The organism is Pseudomonas sp. 10-1B (assembly GCF_000935045.1).
Taxonomy (GTDB): Bacteria; Pseudomonadota; Gammaproteobacteria; order Pseudomonadales; family Pseudomonadaceae; genus Aquipseudomonas.
In genome coordinates, this window is sequence record NZ_JYKS01000008.1 from 147,502 (window position 1) to 171,532 (window position 24,031).

The 24,031-nt window shown below is 63.0% G+C and carries 16 protein-coding genes; 9 read left to right on the forward strand and 7 right to left on the reverse strand.

The window, feature by feature from the left end:
• Positions 1-2: 2 nt before the first annotated feature.
• Positions 3-1,889, reverse strand: coding sequence for an LTA synthase family protein (locus TZ03_RS07325; RefSeq protein WP_051096676.1), 1,887 nt, complete (start codon positions 1,887-1,889; stop codon positions 3-5).
• 299 nt (positions 1,890-2,188) lie between these two features.
• Here TZ03_RS07325 and TZ03_RS07330 point away from each other — a divergent pair, with 299 nt between their 5' ends.
• Together TZ03_RS07330 and tadA are read left to right on the forward strand one after the other, a co-directional pair.
• Entirely contained in the window at positions 2,189-3,571 is a 1,383-nt protein-coding gene (locus tag TZ03_RS07330) for a multicopper oxidase family protein (RefSeq protein WP_051096677.1), read from the forward strand.
• Positions 3,571-4,050, forward strand: a complete 480-nt coding sequence (gene tadA, locus TZ03_RS07335; protein WP_051096678.1) for a tRNA adenosine(34) deaminase TadA — start codon at positions 3,571-3,573, stop codon at positions 4,048-4,050. Before TZ03_RS07330 ends, tadA begins: the two co-directional genes overlap by 1 nt.
• Before the next feature lie 110 nt (positions 4,051-4,160).
• Here the strand turns inward: tadA and mltF are convergent, their stop codons facing one another.
• Positions 4,161-5,618 (reverse strand): membrane-bound lytic murein transglycosylase MltF, encoded by a 1,458-nt coding sequence (gene mltF / locus TZ03_RS07340; RefSeq protein ID WP_051096679.1) that lies wholly within the window; start codon positions 5,616-5,618, stop codon positions 4,161-4,163.
• Between the two features lie 504 nt (positions 5,619-6,122).
• Here mltF and purL point away from each other — a divergent pair.
• Both purL and TZ03_RS07350 read left to right on the forward strand, forming a co-directional pair.
• Positions 6,123-10,022: a phosphoribosylformylglycinamidine synthase gene (purL, locus tag TZ03_RS07345; protein ID WP_051096680.1), complete on the forward strand. Its 3,900-nt coding sequence runs from the start codon at positions 6,123-6,125 to the stop codon at positions 10,020-10,022.
• Between the two features lie 3 nt (positions 10,023-10,025).
• The gene (locus tag TZ03_RS07350; protein WP_051096681.1) at positions 10,026-10,337 is read left to right on the forward strand and encodes an NGG1p interacting factor 3 protein, NIF3; all 312 of its coding nucleotides are present in this window, start codon (positions 10,026-10,028) and stop codon (positions 10,335-10,337) included.
• Positions 10,338-10,883: 546 nt separating this feature from the next.
• Here the strand turns inward: TZ03_RS07350 and TZ03_RS07355 are convergent.
• From TZ03_RS07355 to TZ03_RS07375, 5 genes are all read right to left on the reverse strand, one after another.
• The gene (locus TZ03_RS07355) at positions 10,884-12,944 is read right to left on the reverse strand and encodes a PhoX family protein (RefSeq protein WP_051096682.1); all 2,061 of its coding nucleotides are present in this window, start codon (positions 12,942-12,944) and stop codon (positions 10,884-10,886) included.
• A 132-nt stretch (positions 12,945-13,076) separates the two neighbouring features.
• Positions 13,077-17,603, reverse strand: coding sequence for a hemagglutinin repeat-containing protein (locus TZ03_RS07360; RefSeq protein WP_051096683.1), 4,527 nt, complete (start codon positions 17,601-17,603; stop codon positions 13,077-13,079).
• A gap of 27 nt (positions 17,604-17,630) precedes the next feature.
• Positions 17,631-19,313 carry a ShlB/FhaC/HecB family hemolysin secretion/activation protein gene (locus TZ03_RS07365; protein ID WP_051096684.1) on the reverse strand — a complete coding sequence of 561 codons (1,683 nt, stop codon included), beginning with the start codon at positions 19,311-19,313 and terminating at the stop codon, positions 17,631-17,633.
• A 160-nt stretch (positions 19,314-19,473) separates the two neighbouring features.
• Entirely contained in the window at positions 19,474-20,028 is a 555-nt protein-coding gene (locus TZ03_RS07370; protein WP_051096685.1) for a L,D-transpeptidase family protein, read from the reverse strand.
• A gap of 22 nt (positions 20,029-20,050) precedes the next feature.
• Entirely contained in the window at positions 20,051-20,602 is a 552-nt protein-coding gene (locus TZ03_RS07375; RefSeq protein WP_051096686.1) for an NUDIX hydrolase, read from the reverse strand.
• A 124-nt stretch (positions 20,603-20,726) separates the two neighbouring features.
• Between TZ03_RS07375 and TZ03_RS07380 the strand changes: the two genes are divergently transcribed.
• The 5 genes from TZ03_RS07380 to purT all read left to right on the forward strand — a co-directional run bounded on the left by TZ03_RS07380 (position 20,727) and on the right by purT (position 24,003).
• On the forward strand, positions 20,727-21,326 hold the full coding sequence (locus TZ03_RS07380; RefSeq protein ID WP_051096687.1) for a CoA pyrophosphatase: 600 nt from the start codon (positions 20,727-20,729) through the stop codon (positions 21,324-21,326).
• 44 nt (positions 21,327-21,370) lie between these two features.
• Positions 21,371-21,895: a gamma carbonic anhydrase family protein gene (locus TZ03_RS07385; protein WP_051096688.1), complete on the forward strand. Its 525-nt coding sequence runs from the start codon at positions 21,371-21,373 to the stop codon at positions 21,893-21,895.
• Complete coding sequence (locus TZ03_RS07390) at positions 21,888-22,088, forward strand: DUF1289 domain-containing protein (RefSeq protein WP_051096689.1); 201 nt, start codon at positions 21,888-21,890, stop codon at positions 22,086-22,088. Before TZ03_RS07385 ends, TZ03_RS07390 begins: the two co-directional genes overlap by 8 nt.
• Positions 22,089-22,277: 189 nt before the next feature.
• Positions 22,278-22,745 (forward strand): VUT family protein, encoded by a 468-nt coding sequence (locus TZ03_RS07395; RefSeq protein ID WP_051096690.1) that lies wholly within the window; start codon positions 22,278-22,280, stop codon positions 22,743-22,745.
• A gap of 76 nt (positions 22,746-22,821) precedes the next feature.
• Entirely contained in the window at positions 22,822-24,003 is a 1,182-nt protein-coding gene (gene purT / locus TZ03_RS07400) for a formate-dependent phosphoribosylglycinamide formyltransferase (protein ID WP_051096691.1), read from the forward strand.
• Positions 24,004-24,031 lie beyond the last annotated feature (28 nt).

Here is a 24,031-nt window from a genome sequence, read left to right on the forward strand (position 1 = left end):
GCTCATTCAGGCCGCTCAGGCTTTTGATCGAATAGCGCTTTCTGGTAAAAGTTATAGGCAAGCAGCCTGTTCTTGACGGCGGTGAACTCATCACCCAGCACGGGTTGCGGGTTCTTTTCCTGCGGATCCTCCTCGATATTGTATTTCGTCAGGGTGTCCGAGCTGAATTCATAAATGTATTTGTGAGGATGCTCTACCAAGGCTGACGCCAGTTGGTCAAAGAACGTGGACATAAAGAACGAACGCTTGTCATGCTTCCTCAATAAACTAACGCCTTGTACAGACAGGGGCGATTCGGTAATGCCAAAGAAATCGGCAACCGTGGGCGCAATATCGGTCTGGTGGCTGGTCGTTGAGTCGGGGTTTGGCAGCGCCTTGCCATTCGCCCAGAATATCAGCGGCACGGCAACTTCTTCTTCATGCATGGAAGCGTTGTGAATGAATAAACCGTGCTCGCCGAACGATTCACCATGGTCACCCACGAGCACGAATAATGTCGAGTCCAGCAGGCCGGACTGGTCAAATGATTTCAGCATTTCACCCAGTACGCTGTCACTTTTCGCTATGCAGTTTTCGTACTTTTCAAGTTCGCTCTGCAAGGTGGCGTCGTGGCTGCACTCATAGGGGTAGTGCGCTGCGCTAGGGAAGTACAATGCAATGAAGCCTTTGCCTTTATTCTTGATGTTCTGCAGGTAAGGGATGCTGGAAGAAAATAGCTGTTCGTCACTCTCCCCGAAGCTACTGGAGTGTGTTGGGAGGTTTTCGATGGCGAGGATGTCCGAGACTTCATAGGCATTAGATACCCCGATGGATTTCAAGAAACCATCCATGTTCTCGAACTGTAGATACAATGAGCTGAAGGCGACGGCTTCCATGTTCTTCTGGGTTTTCAGCTCATGGATGACGCTAGGTTGATGCAGCTGCATGGCCTCTTTGATCTCAACGTCGGGGTAGGCGTGCAGCCCGGTCAGTATCGAGTGGTAGCCTTTGGACGAGTGAGGGATTGATACGTACGACTTAAACAGCATGCCCTCCCGGGAGAGCTTGTCGAAGGTGGGGTACTTTTCAGCGGTTTTGATGTCCGCAGCAAAAGTGCTGTTCCAGCGAACCGATTCCAGGACGATGAACACCAGGTTCTTGAAGTCTGGCGTCGCGTGCGATTGTAGTTTTTGGAGGTTGTTTACGCGGGATAGCGGGTAGGCGGGTTGCTCGAATGGCAGCGGAGGCTTGTGCGGAGCGGCGTTTAAGGAGGTGGTGCTTCTGAGCGTGGTGACCAGCGGGCTGATGACAATATTTTTGTTCAGGTCGTAGCGTGCGTCTTTGGCATAGATGGCGCCGATAAGCAGGGCGAATAACACTGGCAGCGAAGCCCAGGGGTAGGTTTTTTTCTTTGTGACCTCTGTGCGCTGTGCTTTATAAGCGAGGTAAGTGGCCAGCCCAACGAAAGACCACGTCGCCAGGTAAGCGAGAAAGAGCACGAAAACAATGAACCTGAATGTGAGCCCAAAACCGGCAGATTGCTTGAGGAAAACTTCGGCTCCGGAGGTCAGGTTGCTTGCGTTTTGCAGGCTGTAGCTTATCAGTTGCCAATTCAGAGGCTTCAGCCATAGCTCCCGGACACGCATGTCTATCAGCAGGAATAGCAACAAGGCGCCGGAGACGATGCACAACAGATAGAAATTGAATTTATTCCTGGCAATGGTATTGACGGCGATTACATAGAGGGCGGTCGCAAGCATCACATCCTGTAGTACGTACAGCGCAATATCGCTAACGCCGGTGTCCACCCATCGATGGGAGAAGAACTCGATCAGGATGATCTTCGGCACGAGCAGAAGGGCAACAGCGAGCAGGAGAGAAATGTGTAATAAAGAGTTCCTTCTCTGCATGTTGTCAAACCCTCGCATGGATGCAGCAGGTGTATTTTGGAGCGATAGGCGGGCAGAAGGCCACTACCTACGGATCCATCTGCTTGAACTTAAGCAGCCAGCCCTTGTTTGAGCAAGTCAGCCCAGGCGCATCAAGCGCTCACCCAGGGATACGGCAGGCCAGCGGCCGCTCAGGGCCGCATCCCAGCCGTGCGACAAGACTTCACTTAATATTTCGCAAATGCAGGTGTATCGTATTCGCCCTTCATCGCTGGCGCCTGCTGGCAGACTGATTGCGCAGAAACGAGGTACCCGCACCGATGTCCTTCACCCGTCGACAAATGCTCAAGGGCCTGACTGGCCTGGTTGTGGTTGGCCTGGGCGCCGGTGGCGTGGCGCGCTATTGGCTGGGCAAGGTCGAGGACGACAATGCTGGCCACGACTACGAGCTGATCGCCGCCCCACTCGATGTCGAACTGGTGCCGGGCTTCAAGACCGAGGCCTGGGCGTTCGGCCCGTCGGCGCCAGGCACCGAGCTGCGGGTGCGCCAGGGCACCTGGTTGCGGGTGCGCTTCATCAACCACCTGCCGGTCGAGACCACCATCCACTGGCATGGCATCCGGCTGCCGTTGGAAATGGACGGTGTGCCCTATGTGTCGCAGCTGCCAGTCAAGCCGGGCGAGTATTTCGACTACAAGTTCCGCGTGCCTGATGCCGGCAGCTACTGGTACCACCCGCATGTCAGCAGTTCCGAGGAGCTGGGCCGTGGCCTGGTCGGCCCGCTGATTGTCGAGGAGCGCGAGCCTACCGGTTTCCTGCATGAGCGCACCTTGAGCCTGAAGAACTGGCACGTGGACGAACAGGGCGCCTGGCTACCTTTCAGCATCCCCCGCGAGGCGGCGCGCAATGGCACTGCCGGGCGGCTGATCACCATCAACGGCCAGGCCGACTCGGTGACCGAACTGCCGGCCGGGCAGGTGGTGCGCCTGCGCCTGCTCAACCTGGACAACACCTGGACGTATCGCCTGAACCTCAAGGGCAACTTCGAGGCGAAGATCTATGCCCTCGACGGCAACCCTGTTACCCCGCGCGTGCTGGACGACGAATACTGGCTGGGCCCTGGCATGCGTATTTGCCTGGCGATCCGCATTCCCGAGGCGGGCGAAGAAATTTCCATGCGTGATGGTTTCGTGCGCTTGGGCACCTTGCGCTCGGTGGCCAGCAATGACGCGCCGAGCGACTGGCCACCAGCCCTGCCGCCGAACCCGGTGGCCGAGCCGGACCTGGAGAACGCCGAGAAGCTGAACTTCAATTTCGAGTGGGTCGGCAAGGTTTCGGTCAACACCGAAAATGGCCGGCCGCCGAGCCTGTGGCAGATCAATGGCCAAGCCTGGGACATCACCGACAAGACCTGTGCCGACCGGCCGATCGCCACGCTACAGAAAGGCAAGAGCTACATCTTCGAGCTGAAAAACATGACCCAGTACCAGCACCCGATCCACCTGCACGGCATGAGTTTCAAGGTGATCGCCTCGAACCGTCATGACATCAAGGAGCCGTGGTTCACCGACACCTACCTGCTGGGCAAGAATGAGCGCGCCCAGGTGGCCTTGGTGGCGGATAACCCGGGCACCTGGATGTTCCACTGCCACGTCATCGACCACATGGAAACCGGCCTGATGGCCGCGATCGCGGTGGTTTGATGCGCCCGCAGATCATCGATCGCAGCCGCGATCAGGAATTCATGCGCCTGGCGTTGGCCCTGGCCGCCGAAGGCGCAGCCATGGGCGAGGTGCCGGTGGGGGCGGTGCTGGTGCAGCATGGGCAGGTGATCGGCCAGGGTTTCAACCGGCCGATCATCGACAGCGACCCCAGTGCGCATGCCGAGATGGTGGCCATCCGCGCGGCGGCGAAGTCGGCCAGCAACTATCGGTTGCCGGGCAGCACCCTGTACGTGACCCTGGAACCCTGCAGCATGTGTGCGGGGTTGATCGTGCATTCGCGGGTGATGCGGGTGGTGTTCGGGGCGCTGGAGCCGAAGGCCGGGATCGTGCAGAGCCAGGGGCAGTTCTTCGGGCAGGGCTTTTTGAACCACCGGGTGATGGTGGAGGGCGGGGTGCTGGCGGAGGAGTGTGGGCAGATCCTCAGTGACTTCTTCAAGGCCCGGCGGGCCAAGGGCTAACCTGGTCCGGCCTCTTCGCGGGCACGCCCGCTCCCACAGGAATATCACCCCCCTCAGACCTGTGCTGTACCTGTGGGAGCGGGCGTGCCCGCGAAGAGGCCGGTACAGGCTCACATCGGCGGCGACTGCTCCGCCGGTTTGTCCTTGTTAACCCCAGGCACATGCAGGCTACCCTCGGCCACCTGGCCTTCGAGCTGCGGTTGGGTCACCCAGGTGAGGATGTCGTAGTAACGCCGAATGTTGGCCACGAAGTGCACCGGCTCGCCGCCGCGGGCGTAGCCGTACTTGGTCTGGCGATACCACTGCTTCTGCGACAGGCGCGGCAGCATCTTCTTCACATCCAGCCATTTGTTCGGGTTGAGCTTCTCGCGCTTGGCCAGGGTGCGGGCATCTTCCAGGTGGCCGCCGCCGACGTTGTAGGCGGCCAAGGCGAACCAGGTGCGGTCCGGCTCCTGGATGCTGTCGTCGAGTTCTTGCTTGATCTTCATGAAGTACTTGGCACCACCCTGGATGCTCTGCTTCGGGTCCAGTCGGTTGGACACGCCCATGGCCTGGGCGGTGCGCTGGGTCAGCATCATCAGGCCGCGCACGCCGGTCTTGGAGGTGACCTCCGGCTGCCACATCGACTCCTGGTAGCCGATGGCGGCCAGCAGGCGCCAGTCCACCTGCTCGACCTTGGCGTAGTTCTTGAAGTGCTTCTCGTACTTGGGCAGGCGCTGCTGCAGGTGCTGGGCGAAGGTGTAGGCGCCCACATAGCCCAGTACGTCGACATGGCCGTAGTAGCGGTCTTTCAGGCGTTGCAGGGTACCGTTCTTCTGCGCCTTGTCGAGGAACTCGTTGATCTCGTTGAGCAGGCTGTTGTCTTCGCCGGCCGCCACCGCCCAGCGCTGGTCGCGGGTGTCGCCGAGGTCGAAGGCGACCCGCACGTTGGGGAAGTACACCTGGTTCATTGCCAGTTCGTTGGAGTCGACCAGGGTCAGGTCGATCTGGCCTTCGTCGACCATGCGTAGCAGGTCGACCACCTCGACGGCGTCGGACTCTTCGTATTCCAGGCCTGGGTACTGCTTTTTCAGCGCGGCCAACTGGTCGGCATGGCTGCTGCCCTTGAGCACCATGATCTTCTTGCCGACCAGGCCCTTGGCTTCGGTGGGGCGCGGGCGGCCGTTGCGGTAGATGACCTGTGGGGTCACTTCCAGGTAGGGGTGGGAGAACTTCGCCTGGGCCTTGCGCCGCTCGCTGCTGACCAGGCCGGCTGCCGCCAGCACCGGGCCGGAGGGCTTGCTGAGGTCGTCGAACAGCTCGTCGAGGTTGTCGGCGGTCTCGATCTCCAGCTTGACGCCGAGATCGTCGGCGAAATGCTTGACCAGTTCGTACTCGAAGCCGGTTTCGCCGTTGCGGTCCTGGAAGTAGGTGGCCGGGCTGTTGCGGGTGATCACGCGCAGCACGCCATCCTCCTTCACGCGCTCGAGGGTGCTGGGTTTTTCAACGCAGGCACCGAGCAGCAGAAAGAGACCGGTTGCGAGGAGCCATCTGGCGCAACGCTGGCGCAAAGCAGTGTGGGCGAACATAGGTTGCAGTATACGCAAAGGACTGGCCGAGCCATATCTCGACAACGGTTAGCTTGTCTGGTAGCGGGTTCTGTGCTGCAAGCTTCAAGCTGTAAGCCACGAGAAAAAGCAGCCGGCGCAGGGGAATGCCAGTCAGTCAAGCCATTTGGGGCCGCTGTGCGGCCCATCGCCGGCAAGCCAGCTCCCACAGGGACTGCGCAAAGCCTGGGATCTGCGCGGTACCTGTGGGAGCTGGCTTGTCGTGGCGACGAACCGCGGCGATGGGCTGCATAGCAGCCCCAATGTGCCTTATAGGCTTAACTGACTGGCATTACCGGCGCAGGGCATGTTTTTTCTTGCAGCTTGCAGCTTGCAGCTTGCAGCTTGCAGCTTGTCGCTTTTTTTTGACCCCGAGGTCCGGTTCCACCGCCCGGCAGCCATGGCTTAGAGCGGGTGCCGAAAGCCATCGAATTAGGCTAGAATGCACGGCCTCTAAGCACACCCCTTCCTGAGGCTGTCCCGACGATGTTGATCCTGCGCGGCGCTCCTGCCCTTTCTGCCTTTCGCCACGGTAAATTACTCGAGCAACTGAGCCAGAAAGTCCCCGCTGTTACTGGTTTGTATGCCGAATTCGCCCACTTCGCCGATGTCGACGGCGAGCTGACCGCCGACCAGCAGCAGGTGCTGGGCCGTTTGCTCAAGTACGGCCCGAGCGTGCCGGTGCAGGAGCCGACTGGCCGCCTGTTCCTGGTCGTGCCGCGCCTGGGCACCATTTCGCCATGGGCCAGCAAGGCCAGCGACATCGCTCACAACTGCGGCCTGCAGTCGATCCAGCGCCTGGAGCGCGGCATCGCCTACTACGTTGCCGGCACCCTGAGCGACGCTGACGCCGAACTGATCGCCGCCGAACTGCACGACCGCATGACCCAGCGCGTGCTCGGCCAACTGGAGCAGGCCGCCGACCTGTTCAGCCACGCCCAGCCGAAGCCGATGACCTCGGTGGACATCCTCGCTGGTGGCCGCGCCGCCCTGGCCCAGGCCAACATCGACCTGGGCCTGGCCCTGGCCGAAGACGAGATCGACTACCTGGTCAACGCCTTCCAGGGGCTTAAGCGCAACCCGAACGACATCGAACTGATGATGTTCGCCCAGGCCAACTCCGAGCACTGCCGCCACAAGATCTTCAACGCCAGTTGGGACATCGACGGCCAGGCTCAGGAAAAGAGCCTGTTCGGCATGATCAAGAACACCTACCAGATGCACAGCGAAGGCGTGCTGTCTGCGTACAAGGACAACGCTTCGGTGATCGTCGGCAACATTGCCGGCCGCTTCTTCCCGAACCCTGAAACCCGCCAGTACGGCGCGGTGCAGGAGCCGGTGCACATCCTGATGAAGGTCGAGACGCACAACCACCCGACCGCCATCGCTCCGTTCTCCGGCGCTTCCACCGGCTCGGGCGGTGAAATTCGTGACGAAGGCGCTACTGGCCGTGGCGCCAAGCCCAAGGCGGGCCTGACCGGCTTCACCGTGTCCAACCTGCGTATCCCGGGCTTCGAACAGCCGTGGGAGCAGGCCTACGGCAAGCCTGAGCGCATCGTCGATGCCCTCGACATCATGATCGAAGGGCCACTGGGTGGTGCCGCGTTCAACAACGAATTCGGGCGCCCGGCGCTGACTGGTTACTTCCGTACCTTCGAGCAGGCCATCAACACCCCGCACGGTGAAGAAGTGCGCGGCTACCACAAGCCGATCATGCTCGCCGGCGGCATGGGCAACATCCGTGAAGACCACGTGCAGAAGGGCGAGATCACTGTCGGCGCCAAGCTGATCGTGCTCGGCGGCCCGGCCATGCTGATCGGCCTGGGCGGTGGCGCCGCTTCGTCGGTGGCTACCGGTGCCAGCTCGGCAGACCTGGACTTCGCTTCGGTACAGCGCGAAAACCCGGAAATGGAGCGCCGTTGCCAGGAGGTCATCGACCGCTGCTGGCAACTGGGCGACGCCAACCCCATCGCCTTCATCCACGACGTGGGCGCCGGCGGTATCTCCAACGCCTTCCCTGAGCTGGTCAACGACGGTGGCCGTGGTGGCCGCTTCGAGCTGCGCAACGTGCCCAACGACGAGCCGGGCATGGCCCCGCACGAAATCTGGAGCAACGAATCGCAAGAACGTTACGTGCTGGCCGTCAGCGCCGTCGACTTCGAGCGCTTCCAGGCCATTTGCGAACGCGAGCGCTGCCCGTTCGCGGTGGTCGGTGAGGCAACTGAAGAGCCGCATCTGACCGTAAGCGACAGCCACTTCGGCAACACCCCGGTAGACATGCCGCTGGACGTGCTGCTGGGCAAGCCGCCGCGCATGCACCGTTCGGTTACCCGTGAAGCCGAGCTGGGCGATGACTTCGACCCGAGCGAGCTGGACCTGGACAGCGCCGTGCAGCGCGTGCTGAACCACCCGGCGGTGGCCAGCAAGAGCTTCCTGATCACCATCGGCGACCGCACCATCACCGGCCTGGTTGCCCGTGACCAGATGGTCGGCCCGTGGCAGGTCCCGGTAGCCGACTGCGCCGTCACCGCCACCAGCTTCGACGTCTACACCGGCGAAGCCATGGCCATGGGCGAGCGTACCCCGCTGGCACTGCTGGATGCTCCGGCTTCCGGCCGTATGGCCATCGGCGAAACCCTGACCAACCTGGCGGCTTCGCGTATCGAGAAGCTGTCCGACATCAAGCTGTCGGCCAACTGGATGTCCGCTGCTGGCCACCCGGGCGAAGACGCGCGCCTGTACGACACCGTCAAGGCTGTCGGCATGGAGCTGTGCCCTGAGCTGGGCATCACCATTCCGGTCGGCAAAGACTCCATGTCGATGAAGACCAAGTGGAGCGACGAGGGCGTCGAGAAGAGCGTTACCTCGCCGATGTCGCTGATCATCACCGGCTTTGCCCCGGTCACCGACATTCGCAAGACCCTGACCCCGCAACTGCGCATGGACAAGGGCGAGACCGACCTGATCCTGATCGACCTGGGCCGCGGCAAGAACCGTATGGGCGCCTCGATCCTGGCCCAGACCTATGGCAAGATCGCGACCCAGGCACCGGATGTCGACGACGCCGAAGACCTCAAGGCGTTCTTCGCCGTGATCCAGGGCCTGAACGAAGATGGCCACCTGCTGGCCTACCACGACCGTTCCGACGGCGGCCTGGCTACCACCGTGCTGGAAATGGCCTTCGCCGGCCACTGCGGCCTCGACCTGCACCTCGACCCGTTGACCGACAGCCGCAAGGACGTGCCGGCCATCCTCTTCAACGAAGAGCTGGGTGCGGTCATCCAGGTGCGCCAGGATGCCACCCCGGACGTGCTGGCACAATTCAGCGCCGCTGGCCTGGGCGAAGGTTGCGTCGCGGTGATCGGCAAGCCGGTCAACAATGGTGAAGTGTCCATCAGCCTGAACGGCGAAGTGCTGTTCGACGACGACCGCCGCATGCTGCAGCGCCAGTGGGCCGAGACCAGCTACCAGGTTCAGCGCCTGCGCGACAACGCCGACTGCGCCGACCAGGAATTCGACCTGCTGCTCGAGGAAGACAACCCGGGCCTGTCGGTCAAGCTGGGCTTCGACGTCAACGACGACATCGCCGCACCGTACATCAAGAAGGGTGTGCGCCCGCAAGTGGCCATCCTGCGCGAGCAGGGCGTCAACGGTCAGGTCGAGATGGCTGCCGCCTTCGACCGCGCCGGCTTCGCCGCCATTGACGTGCACATGAGCGACATCCTCGCCGGCCGAGTCGACTTCGAAGCCTTCAAGGGCCTGGTCGCCTGCGGTGGCTTCTCCTACGGTGACGTGCTGGGAGCCGGTGAAGGCTGGGCCAAGTCGGCACTGTTCAACGCCCGCGCCCGTGATGCCTTCCAGGCCTTCTTCGAGCGTACCGACAGTTTTGCCCTGGGTGTGTGCAACGGTTGCCAGATGATGTCCAACCTGCACGAGCTGATCCCGGGCACCGAGTACTGGCCGCACTTCGTGCGCAACCGCTCGGAGCAGTTCGAGGCGCGCGTGGCCATGGTCGAGGTGCAGAAGTCCAACTCGATCCTCCTGCAGGGCATGGCTGGTTCGCGCATGCCGATCGCCATCGCCCACGGTGAAGGCCATGCCGAGTTCGCCAGCGAAGAGGCACTGCTGGAAGCCGATGTGTCCGGTTGCGTGGCCCTGCGCTACGTCGACAACCACGGCAAGGTCACCGAAGCCTACCCGGCCAACCCGAACGGCTCGCCGCGTGGTATCACCGGCCTGACCAGCCGCGACGGCCGCGTGACCATCATGATGCCGCACCCGGAGCGTGTGTTCCGCGCCGTGCAGAACTCCTGGCGCCCGGATGAGTGGCAGGAAGATGCGGCGCTGATGCGTATGTTCCGCAACGCCCGGGTGTGGGTGAACTAAGGCGTGTACAAGCTCGCCTTCTTCGTCCCCGCCAGCCACGTCGAGGTGGTCAAGGCCGCTGTATTCGCCGCCGGTGGCGGGCGCATCGGTGACTATGACCACTGCGCCTGGCAAACCTTGGGCCAGGGCCAGTTCCGCCCGTTGGACGGCAGCCAGCCGTACCTCGGGCAAACCGGCCAGGTCGAGGTGGTGGAAGAGTGGAAGGTGGAGCTGGTGGTGGCTGACGAGCTGGTAGCCCAGGTCGTCGCTGCCCTGAAGCAGAGCCACCCGTACGAGACGCCAGCCTACGAAGTCTGGCGGCTCGCCGAGTTCTAAGAGCGCATCAAGGCTATTCGCGGGCACGCCCGCTCCCACAGGGATTGCACAATACTCAAAGGTTGTGCGATCCCTGTGGGAGATTCTATGGTTTCTGGCAATGGCATCAGGGTTGCCAGGTGCTCGCCACTGCATCTTCAGCGCCTGTGAGATCGAGCGCCGCCCGCGCGGCGCATCGCGAGCTGGCGCTCACTCCTACGTTTGTTTCGGGCCAATCATTCCTATGGGATTTGCGCGCGAACGCTTTGGCGCATGGCTCGATATCGCGTCGTACGAACAAGGCGGTCGCGCGCGCCTGGCACAAGCCTCACTGGCCCGAAACAAACGTAGGAGTGAGCGCCAGCTCGCGATGCGCCGCGCGGGCGGCGCTCGATCTCACAGGCGCTGCATATCTTGTGGCAAACACCTGTCAGCCCTGATGCGATCCCTGTGGGAGCGGGCGTGCCCGCGAATAGGCCGGTACAGCCAGAACAGAGCTGACTGACCGGTACTTTGGCAAGGCTTGAGCTAGCCGGGGCTGCTTTGCAGCCCAATCGCGCAGATCTGTCAGACGGTACCAATCTCCCCGCCATCAATACGCTGAATCACCACCGTCGCCGCCCGCGGCCTTACCGTGGCCCCTGCCGGGGTAGCATCGGTGGCCTTGTCGGTATACGGCCAGTTACCCGGGTGCTGGATGTTGACGAACAGTGTCTTGTTGTCCGGGGTAAAGGCAATCCCGGTCACTTCGCAATCGTTCGGCCCGACGAAGAAACGCCGCAGGTCCACCTGGTTCTGTGCATTCACCGGCACTTGCTTGCCACTGGCATCCATCAGGTCGGTGGGGATCACCGCCAGCAGCTGGTCGTTGGTGTACTCGGTCAAGGTGCTCTCGCCGTTGTCGGTCTCGAACCACAGTACGCCACGGCTATCGAAGCTCATGCCGTCAGGGCTGGCGAACTGGTTCAACTCGGTCAGGCCGGAGCGGTTGATGTCGGCAGTGCCAGCAGCGTTGGCGCCGAACGCGAAGATGTCCCAAGTGAAGCTCAGTTGGTCGTCGCTGTCATGCCAGCGGATGATATGGCCGTGACGGCTCGGGCCGCGAGGGTTGGCGGCATCGACCTTTTCCGAGGTACGCGCGCTGTTGTTGGTCAAGGTCAGGTACACGTCGCCATTGAGCGGGTTGACCGCGGTCCATTCCGGGCGGTCCATCGGCGTTGCGCCTACGGCATCGCCAGCACCCCGGGTGTTGAGGATGATGCCCGCCAGGTCGCCGTACAGTGCGCCCAGGGTGCTGCCGCCGATGGTGGCGGTGGTCACGTCCAGCAACAGCCACACGCCGGTGCCGTCGGCATTGAAGCGGGCTACGTAAAGCTTGCCCTGATCCAGGTACTTGGCGCCGGTGGCCAGGCGGTCGGCCGGGGTGGCGTCGGCGGCGTCCCATACTGCCGTCGACACCCACTTGTACAGGTACTCGTTGTTGGAATCGTCACCCATGTACCACACCAGTGGCTTGCCGGCGACCGCCAGGCCTGGGCAGCAGCCTTCGTGGCGGAAGCGACCCAGTGCGGTGCGCTTGGTGGCCAAGGTGCTGCTGTCGTACGGGTCGATCTCGACGATATAGCCGTAGGTGCTGGCTTCGTTGCGGTAGTCGTCGGTGGCGCTGGCGCCTTTGACTGTCACGTCGAAGCGGGCGAACTCGTCGGCCACTTCGCTGCTGTCACCGGCAGCGCTTTCCCACTTGTACTGGCCACTGGAGGTGCCCACGCCAATGCGGCGCTGGTCTTCAGGCTGGGTGCCCTTGTTGACGAAGATGCCTGGCCAGTTCTCTTCACAGGTCAGGTAGGTGCCCCACGGTGTGTAGCCGTTGCCGCAGTTGTTGTTGGTACCGCGGCAGTGGGTGCCGGTGCTGGAATACTTGGTCTTGACGTGGTCGGTACCACGCAAGGGGCCGGTGATTTCCATGCGTGAGGCGGTGGTGAAGCGGCGGTTCAGCGGGTCGTTGTCGACCACCTGCCAGCGGCCGTTGACCTTCTGCAGGCGCACCACGCCAGCCCCGTGGGCGTTGATTTCCTTGCGCACTTCTTCAGCCGGGCGCTTGCCCTCGACATCGCTGGTCGGGCCGGCTGGGTGCAGGGCCGCGGTGTCGATGTACTCGAAGTTGATCGCCAGCAGGCCGTCTTCCGAGCTGCCGTCGATGGGGAAGAAGTGCATGCCGTCGTGGTGCATGCCCATGGCATTGGCCTGGTCGATCGAGGTGTTGCTGCCATCGGACTTCCACGGGTTGCCGTTGCTGTTGATCGGTGTGCCCCAAGGCGCCAGCACGTAGGCGCTGTAGCCGGCGGCCACTACGCAGGCATCGGTGCGCGAGCCCGGGATGGACTGGAAACCCAGCGCCAGTTTCGGTGCGTGCGGTTCGGTTACAGACGGCTCGGTGAGCGGGGCATCATGGTTGCCACCACTACCGTCGAAGCAGCCTGTCAGGCCGGTACCGGCGAGCATGGCGATAGCGGCGCCCAGGCTGCCACGCATCACGCTGCGGCGGCTGAGGTAGACGTCCATGACGTTGGCCATCGGCAGATTGCAACTGTGGTTGCGGTCCAGGTTGTCGCCGCTTCCTCGACTCATCAGGGGGTCCTTGTGTTGGCTGAATGGGCGCAAGCTGCGACTTTAGAGCGCCAATATGATGATTGACTGGCAGAAATGTTAACGGGCTTTGAAATTGCAGGTTGGGGCCGCAAAGCGGCCCGCGTTACGGCTTCAGTGCTTGTCTTGTACCTCCGACACCCACTGTTCGCTACGGCTATGCCCACTGGTCCTCAACACCCCCAGGTCCAGCGCATTTTCCCCATCCGCCGCCCCCTTGCCCTTGGCCATCTCGGCGATTGCGGTGCCCAGGTCTACCGGTGAGTTGGATGCATCGATCGACACGTCTCGGCGATAGTCATTCCCGCTCAGCGTTTCACGGGTGACCGAGTTAGCGTCGAGCACCACGGTGCCCTTGGCCGACTGCAAGCGTGCCCCCACCAGATGCGCGTTGCCACCGACCTGCAGGTCGATGCCGTCGCTACCTTTGAGCACGGCCTGACGGGCCACACTGTCGCGCTGCACATGCGACACGTCGAGGCTGAAGGTTGGCGAGAAACCAGGGTCGGCCTTGCTCAGGGCGGAACCGGCCTTCTTCTCGACCTTGCTCCCCAGCGGCCCTGCCACCGAAGTGGCCGCGTTGACATAGCCCTGTGGGTTTTTCTCCTGGCTCAGCCTGGCATCGCCTTTCACGCTCAGGGTATCGACGCTGTCCTTGCGGCTGGCGATGCGCAGGTCACCGTCGATCGCGCCGCCAATATGCCCTGCTTCCAGGGTTGCGCCTTCGATGCGGGTATCGCCGCGGCTTTGCAGCTCGAGGCGCTCGGCGCGCAGGTCACTGGCATTCCAGGTGAGATTGTCGCGCTTGTCGAAATCTACCTTCACGCGACCATGCAGGCCGCGAGTGTCGAGCGCACCTTTGGCCATGTTGAAACCGGCCCCGGCGGTGATGTCGAGGTTGTCGCGTCGCTCCTGGTTGGATGACGCTTCCACCAGCATGCCGCCGTTCGATGCGTCCAGGCTTATCCGTTCGGCCGAGGCTTGCAGGCCTTGCAGGTGCAGGGCGATGTCCTCGCGGGCGTTGCTGCTCAGGGTCAGTGCGCCGTTGCTGGCAAACTGAGCATCGAGCGCCTGACGTGCATTTTCGTCCTGCTTGCCGTGACTGAAGTGACCGCCGATGGCACCACCCTTGGTCTTGCCTGTTTTGGCCGCCAGCTCCAGGCCGCCGCCCAGGTTGCTGCCTGTGGCTTGCTGGGTGTTGCTGGCGGCCTTGACCTGCAGTCGGCCGTCGCTGTGCACCTGTATGCCGCCAGCCTTGGCTTCGCGGCTGCCAATGCGCGTGCCTTCGAGCAAGAGGTCGCCTTTACTGGTCAGGTGTACCTGGCCCTTGGCGTCGACTTGGGCCACTTGCGCCGTGTTCTGCGTGCTCAGCTTTTGGCTGTGGTCGAGATAGCCACGGCCATCGACACCGGTGCTACCCGGGCGGTTGCCGACTTTGGCCCAGGCATTGCCATCGAGCTGGCGTGACTGTTGTTTGGTCTGGTCGGTCGCCTGTGGCAAGGTCAGCGAGCCTGCACTGTGCATGACCACATTGCCTTCGCCGCCATCGATGCGGGTACCTTCGTAGCGGCCATCGCTGCCCAGCTGTACCTGGATACCCTGTTGCCCGTACAGGCTACCGGGCACGGCGGTGCTGGCGCTGTCCTTTTTATCCAGCGACCCGCCCTGGCCGGCTACGCGTACATTAAGGTCCTCGCCGGTGCTGGTGTCCAGGCGGGCATCGCCACCAAAGGCCAGGCGCTGCACGGTGGTTTCCTGGGTGTTCTCGGCGGCGTCCATCTGGTGCTGCTGCGCCTCGATGTTCAGCGTGCCGGTATCGGCCCGCCAGGCTGTTCCCTGGTCAGCCAGGGTGTCGGCCTTGACCTCGACCTTGGCCCCGGAAAACTCACTCACACGGGCCAAACTGCGGCGCTGGTTTTCCAGGCGCTTGAGGTGTTCCACGGTCATCTCGGCGCCGACGCTAGGCGGCGCCATGGCGTCCTCGGGCGAGGCTTGCTGGAAGCGTGCGGCTTCCTTGCCCTGCACCAGGCGTTCGATGGGGCGGGTAAGGTCGCGGTACTCGACACTGGCGCCCAGGCTGCCAGACCACTCATTACGGCGCTTTTCACGTTCCTGGGTATCCTGCACGGCGCGGTTGTCGATGCGTTTGGCAGTTACCTGCAGGTTGTCGCCAGCCTTGATACGTGCGGCTTCGGTAACCAATTCGTCGCTATGCAGCTTGAGGTTACCGCTGGCCTGCAACTCGCTGCGCTGCGCGGTGCTGTCGCGCTCGCTCATCATCTCGCGGTTGTGATGGCCTTCGAACGCGCTGCCCAGTCGGTCGATGCCGCCGGTCAACGTCAAGCCGCCACCACTCTGGGTGGTGTTGGTGGTCGTCTCGCGGTCATTGCGGGTAGCGCCCAGCGTCACCTTCTGCGCCTGCACGTCGAGGTCGCCTGCGCCGGCCTTGACCTTGGAGCCGTTGACCTGCAGGTGAGCGCCGCTGCGCAGGTCCACCGAGCCGCCCTTGAGTTCACTGGCAACCTGGCTGGTGATGCGCTGCTCGCTGGTGCTGGTCACGACGTCATAGGCCACGCCGGCCTCGTACTGGCGGGACTCGGGCTTGCCATCCTCAGCTTCCTGGGTCTGCCTGGCGCTGGCTGTGAAGCTGCGTTGCTGGTCGCGGGTTTTGCGTTCATCGAGCGATTGCGCACTGTCGATCAGCAGGTCGCTTTTGGCCTCGACTTGCAGATGCTTGCCCGCTTCGACCTTGGCGCCCTGGATGCGCAGTTCTTCGGCGCTGGCCAGGCGCAGGTTGCTGGTCGAGCTGACGTCGCTGACCAGTACCTGCTGTTTGTGGTCCGTGCTTTCGTGCGTGCTGCCAAGCAGGCCGAACAGTTTGCTGTCGCTGTTGCGGTTGGTGGCAGTAGTGCTGGCGTGGTCTGCCTTGATGGCCAGTGAACCTTTCTTGCTGTAGAGCACCGCATCCTGCTTGCCGTGCACGCTACTGCCTTTGATGGTGACCTGGTCGGCGGTCACGGTAAGCTTGCCATCGCTGGCGACCTTGCTGCCGGCAACGGCCTGGCCCTCGATATCGTTACCTTTTCGATCAGCAAAGAACGCGCCGGATACCAGGTCGCCACGGTAGTCGCGTTGGGTTCCACGCTCCTGCAAGGTGGTGGTACCGATGTTTGCCTGTTTTGCATGGATAGCCAAGTCGCCGCGGCTGTGCAGGCTGCTGCCTTGCACGTTGAGGTTGCCGCTTGCCTTGACCGTCATGTGCTTGGCGCCGAGCGTACTGCCCCTTGCGGTTTCCTTGAGCTGGTCGCTATCGCTGTCGCCGCGCCATAAGTCCTTGCGGTGGCGCACCTGCTCTTCGATGCGCTGGCTGTCGATACCGGCCACGATGTCCAGGTCGGCCCCGCTGTCGACTATCAGCTCGTTACCTGCATCCACCTTCGCTGCGGTCAGGCGCATGTCGTCACCGGACTGCAACAGCACGCTGTCACTGCCCAGCAGTTGACTGCCCTGTTGCTGCCGGTGGGTGGTGGTGGTTTTGCGGTTGTAGGTTTCACGGGTGATGAACAAGAACTTCTTGTTCCAGCTGTCACTGTCGTGCTCGATGTGCTCGCGGGTCTTGGCGTCCAGTGTGAGCTTGTTGCCGGCCTTGGCTTCGATTCGCCGGGCCCGGCCGTCGACCGTTTCAAGCGTCAGGTCATCGGCAGCGGTGAGTTTCAGTGTGCCGCGCTCGCTGCGCAGCTCGATGGGGTTGTCGACCGTGCCGCTGACATGCAGGCCCCCAGCCGAGCGAATCTCGACCCCCTCCTTGCCCACAACCTGCGTTGCCCCCACGCGCACACCCGCGCCTTCGGCAGTGCTCACCACACGGATACGCCCGGCGCGCATTGCCCCGAACAGGTTGGCATCAATGCTGGAAGGGGTGCTGGGCAGGTGTTCGACAACCTCGCCACTGCGACGGTCGATGCGGTTGCGCCCGACTGTGATGTCGAGCGCTTCGCTGGCCTTGAGCAGGCCTTTGCTGTCCACGCGCGGTGCAATCAGTTCGAGGGCGCCACCGCTATTGTTCTGGCCATGCTCCAGTACCTGCAGGGTGCCGCTGGCCTGGAGCGTGTCGAGGTACTTGAGTTGCTGGTCCTCGAACTCCGGAGTGCCAACCACGAAGCCGGCGCGAGTGGTGTTGATGAAGCTGCCGCCATTGAGGGTGATGCCATTGGGGTTGGCCAGGATGTAGTCGGCCGGGCGCCCGAAGATTTCCTGTGGGCCTTCGATCAGCGAGGCGTTGCGGCTGACCACCTCGTTGAGGATGGTCGAGGCGGCCTGGCCCTGGAACTGCGGGTTGGCCGCCAAGGCGCCGGCCAGTTGCGACTGCCCGGCCTGGGTGGCGTTGTTCAACACCAGACCAGGGGTGCCAACGTTGTAGTCGATGAACTGGTTGTGTGACAGCCCGCTGGCGTTGGGCGGTACGATGTCGATTACCGGTACGCCGTGGCCGTTGTTGATGACCGGCGTGCCTGCGGGGCCGCTGGCTGCCTCCAGGCCGCCCTGGGCCAAGGCGGCGCTGGAGGAACCCAGCAAGGCGAGGAAGATGGCCCAGCGCAAGGTATCTGGGCGGATAGACGGTGACTGCGAGAGTGTTTGCATGTTCTCGTTCTCTTTGTTGTGGGTGAATCAGATGTTCAAGGTCCACTCCAGCACCCAGAAACCGGGTTCCAGCAGTGGGCGGGGCAAGTCGCTGGCGTACAGGGCGCGTTGGTAGCCCAGGCGCAGTTGGCTGCCGGGCAGGCTCAGTTCGGCTCCGGCGGTGGCCCCGGCAAGGCGTTGGGACGGCTTGCCGTTGGCTGTCCGGACCCAGCCCAGGTCCAGGCCGATATAGGGACGTATTTGCACAGGCGCGGCCCAGGTTGGGGGCAGCGGCTGGCTGAAGGTATTGCGCCACACCGCACTGCTGGCACCGGAATAGGTACGCAGGCGAAACCCGCGTACGGCCGAGTCGTCACTGGCCAGCAATTGCTCCACGGCAGGCAGCGGGTCACTGCTGTATTGCAGGCCCAGCTCGCTCTGCCAGCGCCACGGCGTGCCAACAGGGCCCTGGCGCAAGTGCAGCAGGTTGGCGCGGTACTTGCGAAAGTCCGGGCGCAAGCGCTCCGCGCCCAGCGGCGAGCGGTCGGCACCGAACGCGTCCACGCCTTGGGCGATAGCCAGGTAGCCATTCCACAAGCCACCTTCGAGCCACAGCAGGTTGATACCTGCCTCCAGGGAGGCCAGCGTGGGGCTCTGCTGGACGATGACCGCACCTGCGCTGCGGTTGAGCAACTGCTTGCGGTCTAGACGGAGGCTGGCGCTGAGCATGCCTTGCTGGTTGCGCCACAGTACGCGCTCGATGCTCAGGCCTTGGTAGCGGCTACTGCCGCTGGCCGCCTTGTCGCTATGGGGGAGGGGCGCCTGGTAGCGCAGCTGGCTGGCGCTGAGTGCGAAGGTCCAGGCGCCGTAGGGGACGCTGTAGTACAGCGAGACGCCTCGGCTTTGGCCGGGCGCATCCAGCACCGTGCTGGTCAGCGATAGGCGCAGGTCATCATTGAGCCCCAGCGGGCTGTCCAGGCCGAGGCCGAGGTTCAGGCGATGGCGGCCGGTGAGGTCGCTGCCACGGTTGTCGAAACGGCTGTCCAGGTGCCAGCGCGAGGCCACCTTGCGTGGCTGCACGACAACGCGGGTGCCGCCCTGCAGTTCGCCAGGCAATAGGTCGGCAGCCAGGTCATAGGCGCGCAAGCGGTTCAGTTGATCGAGGCCTTGCTCCAGGTCCGGCAGGTACAGCGGCTGCCCGAGCAGGCTGGGGAAGGCACCGGACAGCGACAAGGGCAGGGCCGGGCCCGCCAGTTCGATGGTTTCAACGAAACCCTCGACAATGTCGATGTCCAGCGGCATGCCATCCTGGGGCGGTTGCCGCAGGTAAGGCCGGGCCGTCGGGTAGCCGGCTTGCACGTAGCGCTGGGTGATGGCTTTCAGCAGCCGGTTGATTTCGGCGATACCCATGCACGCGGGGGTGAGGCCGCGGATGGTCGCTTCCAGTTCCGGGTTCGAAAGCTGGCGGTTGCCAGCCACGCGTATGCCATCGATGGCCCAGCAACGGTCCTGCTGAGCAAGGGGGGCGCTGGTGTCGTCGTTTTCAGATGGGGCGGGTATGCGCTGCCAGCGCTCCAGCCGCTGTTGCTGCTCCAACTGCCGCAGTATTTGCTGTTGATCGCGCAGTTGTTGGCTGGCCGGGTCGTTGGCCAGCGCTTGAGGCATGGACAGCAACCCTGACAGGCAGCAGGCTGGCGCCCAACGGACAATGCGGTGAAATCGACAAGGCATACAAGCACCCGGCAAATGGAGTACGGATCTCGTACTCGTCTGCGTGGATGCTAAAAATTAAGTCGTTGGTTTGGATGCAGTACCCTTCCTATGCGCCGGTCAGACGAATTCGTGCCTGATGGTGGGAAGTTTCCTACAACATTGGTTGGAAGGCTCTATATCAAGGCCGGATCTCGATCAACGTCCCATCCCGCACCAGGTCCCATACTTCCTGCATGTCGCGGTTGCGCATGGCGATGCAGCCATCGGTCCAGTCCAGCGTATGGAAGTACCACTCCGGGTACTCGTCGTTGATCGGCGTGCCATGGATCATGATCATGCTGCCGGGGCTCACGCCTTCACGGGTAGCGCGGGCGGCATCGCTGATATTCGGGTAGTTGATGTGCATGGCCAGGTTGAAACGGTCGCTCTGCTTGCGCCAGTCCAGCCAGTACAGGCCCTCGGGGGTCTTCTTGTCGCCCTCGCGCTCCTTCGCGCCCTTGGGCTGCTTGCCCAGGGAGATACGGTAGGTCTTCAGTGGTTCGCCGCGGCTGATCAGTTGCAGGCGGCGTTCGGACTTGATCACCAGCACCTTGTCGATCAGCGGTTGCATGGCTTGCTGCGAGGGCGAGGGGCTTTGCGCTGCCGGCAGGGGCTTGCGGATGATGGTCTCGGTGAAGGCCGCCTGGGACACCGAGGTAACGCAAAGGCAGAAAAAGGCAAGCAACCAGCGCATGTAAGGGTATCTCTGAAGGCTTCTAGGTAATGGTCGAGACGTTCATCGGCGGCAGGTATTCATGGCCTATGGGGTAGTGCTGCCCGATGCGGTCGCGATAGTAGCATTCTAGTGTGCGTGTGACGGTGCGGAAAGCCAGCTCGCCCCACGGTATCTCATGTTCCTCGAACAGCCGCACCTCCAGGCTTTCGACACCGACATCGAAGTCAAGGTCCGCCAGTTCGGCGCGGAAGAACACATGTACCTGGTTGATGTGCGGCAAATCGAACAGCTGGTACAGGCTGGTCGGCCCGACCCGGGCGCAGGCTTCCTCGATGGTTTCGCGACGGGCGGCCTGGTCGAGGGTTTCGCCGTTCTCCATGAAGCCGGCGGGCAGGGTCCAGAAGCCCCGGCGTGGCTCGATGGCGCGCCGGCACAGCAGTACCTGGCTACCCCAGGTCGGCAACACGCCGGCGACGATGTTGGGGTTCTGGTAGTGGATGGTCTGGCAAGACTCGCAGACATACCGCTGGCGGCTGTCGCCCTCGGGGATCCGTTGAATGACCGGCTGGCCGCACGCGCTGCAGAATTTCATGTGTCGTTCCTTTTGTTCAAGGCTATCTTGGCGCGGCCACAGGGTCGCCGCAAGCGTGCAGGGCTTGGGTGCGTCGTGGCTTTGGTGCATCATGCAAGGCAGGCCTTGGATACGAGCGTGTGTAATGCTGGACGAGCTACTTCGCCGAATGAGCAATCACCAACCCGCATCACTGGAAACCGATCGACGGTTCCCTGAAGCGGCGGTCCTTTTGCCCATTACTCGCAGCGAAGCGCCCGAACTGGTCTTGACCCTGCGCGCCAAGGGCCTGTCCACCCACGGTGGCGAAGTGGCCTTTCCGGGTGGCCGTCGTGACCCGGAAGACCCGGACCTGGTATTCACCGCCTTGCGCGAGGCCGAAGAGGAAATCGGCCTGCCGCCTGGGCTGGTGGAAGTGATTGGCCCGCTGAGCCCGCTGATTTCGCTGCATGGCCTGAAGGTGACGCCATTCGTCGGGGTTATCCCGGACTTTGTCGAATACCGCGCCAATGACGCCGAGATCGCGGCAGTATTCACCGTGCCGCTGGAGTTCTTCCGCCAGGACCCGCGCGACCATACCCACCGTATCGATTACCAGGGGCGCAGTTGGTATGTGCCCAGCTACCGCTACGGTGAATACAAGATCTGGGGGTTGTCGGCGATCATGATCGTCGAATTGGTCAACCTGCTGTTCGATGCCGGCATCAGCCTGCACCAGCCCCCCGAGCGTTACAGCGAAAACTGAGCGGGGCCAACCCCGCCGTCTGTGTCCCAGCCTGAGGAGCATGCATGAAATATCGCCTGGGCGACCTGCGGGTCGAGAGCCACCCCACCAGTTGGGCCGCACCCAACGCCACGCTGATCGGCAACGTGCGCTTGCAGGCCAATGCCAGCGTGTGGTTTGGCGCGGTGCTGCGTGGGGACAACGAACTGATCGATATCGGTGAGGGCAGCAACGTCCAGGATGGCACAGTGATGCACACCGACATGGGCTCGCCGCTGACCTTGGGCAAAGGCGTGACCGTCGGCCACAACGCCATGCTGCATGGCTGCACGGTGGGCGACTACAGCCTGGTCGGTATCAATGCGGTGATCCTCAACGGTGCGCGCATCGGCAAGCACTGCATCATCGGCGCCAATGCGCTGATCGCCGAGGGCAAGGAAATTCCCGACGGTTCGCTGGTGATGGGCTCGCCGGGCAAGGTGGTGCGTGAGCTGACCGAGCAGCAGAAACGCATGCTCGAAGCCAGCGCCGCGCATTACGTGCACAATGCCCAGCGTTATGCGCGGGAGTTGGTGGTTGACGATGAGTGATGTTGCAGAGCGGCCGGTGGCCTCGCCTTGCGTGAGCATCTGCGCGCTGGACGAGCAGGATATCTGCACCGGCTGCCAGCGCACCGTGGCCGAGATCGGCCGCTGGGGGCGGATGAGCAATGACGAGCGCCGGGTGGTGCTGAAGCTTTGCCATGAGCGGGCGGTTGCATCGGGGATGATGATCGGAAGCTGAGCACAGTGTTGGCTTCATCGCTGGCAAGCCAGCTCCCACAACGACAGCACTAGCCGCAAGCCATGTGCAATCCCTGTGGGAGCCGGCTTGCCGGCGATAGGGCCAGCGCTGGTAATGCATCTGTTTGATCAAGCTGCCATTGACCTGAAAATCAAGTAATCTGTATCGCTTGCCCGACGGTCACTGCTCATGTTCTATCTGATTGCCTACATCAGCAGCGTAGTGCTGATCAACTACGCCTTCTCCAGCGCCCCACACCTGGACGTCATCTGGTCCGCCTGGGGCGGCTTGGTGTTCATCCTGCGCGACATGGTGCAGACCCGCTTCGGCCATGGTGCCCTGGTCGCCATGCTGGTGGCACTGGTGCTGTCCTATGTCACCTCGGAGCCGGCCATCGCCCTGGCCAGTGCCACCGCGTTCTTCATCTCCGAGTTGATCGACTGGCTGGTGTTCAGCATCACCCGTCGGCCACTGCGCGATCGCCTGTGGCTGAGTTCGGCGCTGAGCATTCCGGTGGATACCTTCATCTTCTTCGGCATGATCGGCGCCTTGACCCCGGCCGTGATCGGCACCGCCATGGCCTCGAAATTCGCCGGTGTCACCGCCGTGTGGCTGGCCATGGCATTTCGCGCCCGGCGGGCTGCCGTCGCCGGTTGATGGTGTAGAATAGCGGTCCTTTTTCAGCGGGCGGCACCAAGCCTGGTGCGGCCCCGGATGCCTTCGAGGACCTGAAATGACCCGTATCGGAACCCCCTTGTCGCCCACCGCGACCCGTGTACTGCTGTGCGGCTGTGGCGAACTGGGCAAGGAAGTGGTGATCGAGCTGCAGCGCCTGGGCGTCGAAGTGATCGCCGTCGACCGCTACGCCAATGCCCCGGCCATGCAGGTGGCGCATCGCAGCCACGTGGTCAACATGCTCGATGGCGTTGCCCTGCGCGCAGTGATCGAGGCCGAGAAGCCGCACTACATCGTCCCGGAAATCGAAGCCATCGCCACCGCCACCCTGGTCGAGCTGGAAAACGAAGGTTTCAACGTGGTGCCGACCGCCCGCGCCACCCAGCTGACCATGAACCGCGAAGGCATCCGTCGCCTGGCCGCTGAAGAGCTGGATCTGCCGACCTCGCCGTACCACTTCGCCGACACCTACGAGGACTACGCCAAGGCCGTGGCCGATGTCGGCTACCCATGCGTGGTCAAGCCGGTGATGAGCTCGTCGGGCAAGGGCCAGAGCCTGCTGCGCAGCGATGCCGACCTGCAGAAGTCGTGGGATTACGCCCAGGAAGGCGGGCGTGCCGGCAAGGGCCGGGTGATCATCGAGGGCTTCATCGATTTCGACTACGAAATCACCCTGCTGACCGTGCGCCACGTGGGCGGCACCACCTTCCTCGAACCGGTCGGCCACCGTCAGGAGAAGGGCGATTACCAGGAGTCCTGGCAGCCGCAGGCGATGAGCCCCAAAGCCCTGGCCGAATCGCAGCGCGTGGCCAAGGCGGTCACCGATGCCCTGGGCGGTCGCGGCTTGTTTGGCGTGGAACTGTTCGTCAAAGGCGACCAGGTATGGTTCAGCGAAGTGTCGCCACGCCCGCATGACACCGGCCTGGTGACCCTGATTTCCCAGGACCTGTCGCAGTTCGCCCTGCATGCCCGTGCCATTCTCGGCCTGCCGATCCCGGTAGTGCGTCAGTTTGGCCCGTCGGCCTCGGCGGTGATCTTGCCGGAAGGGCAGTCACAGCAGACCAGCTTCGCCAACCTGGGTGCGGCGCTGAGCGAGCCGGATACCGCCATCCGCCTGTTCGGCAAGCCGGAAATCAACGGTACCCGTCGCATGGGCGTGTGCCTGGCGCGTGACGAATCGGTCGAACTGGCGCGGGCCAAGGCGACCCGTGCTTCGCAGGCGGTCAAGGTCGAGTTCTAAGCTGCAAGCTGCAAGCTGCAAGAGGATG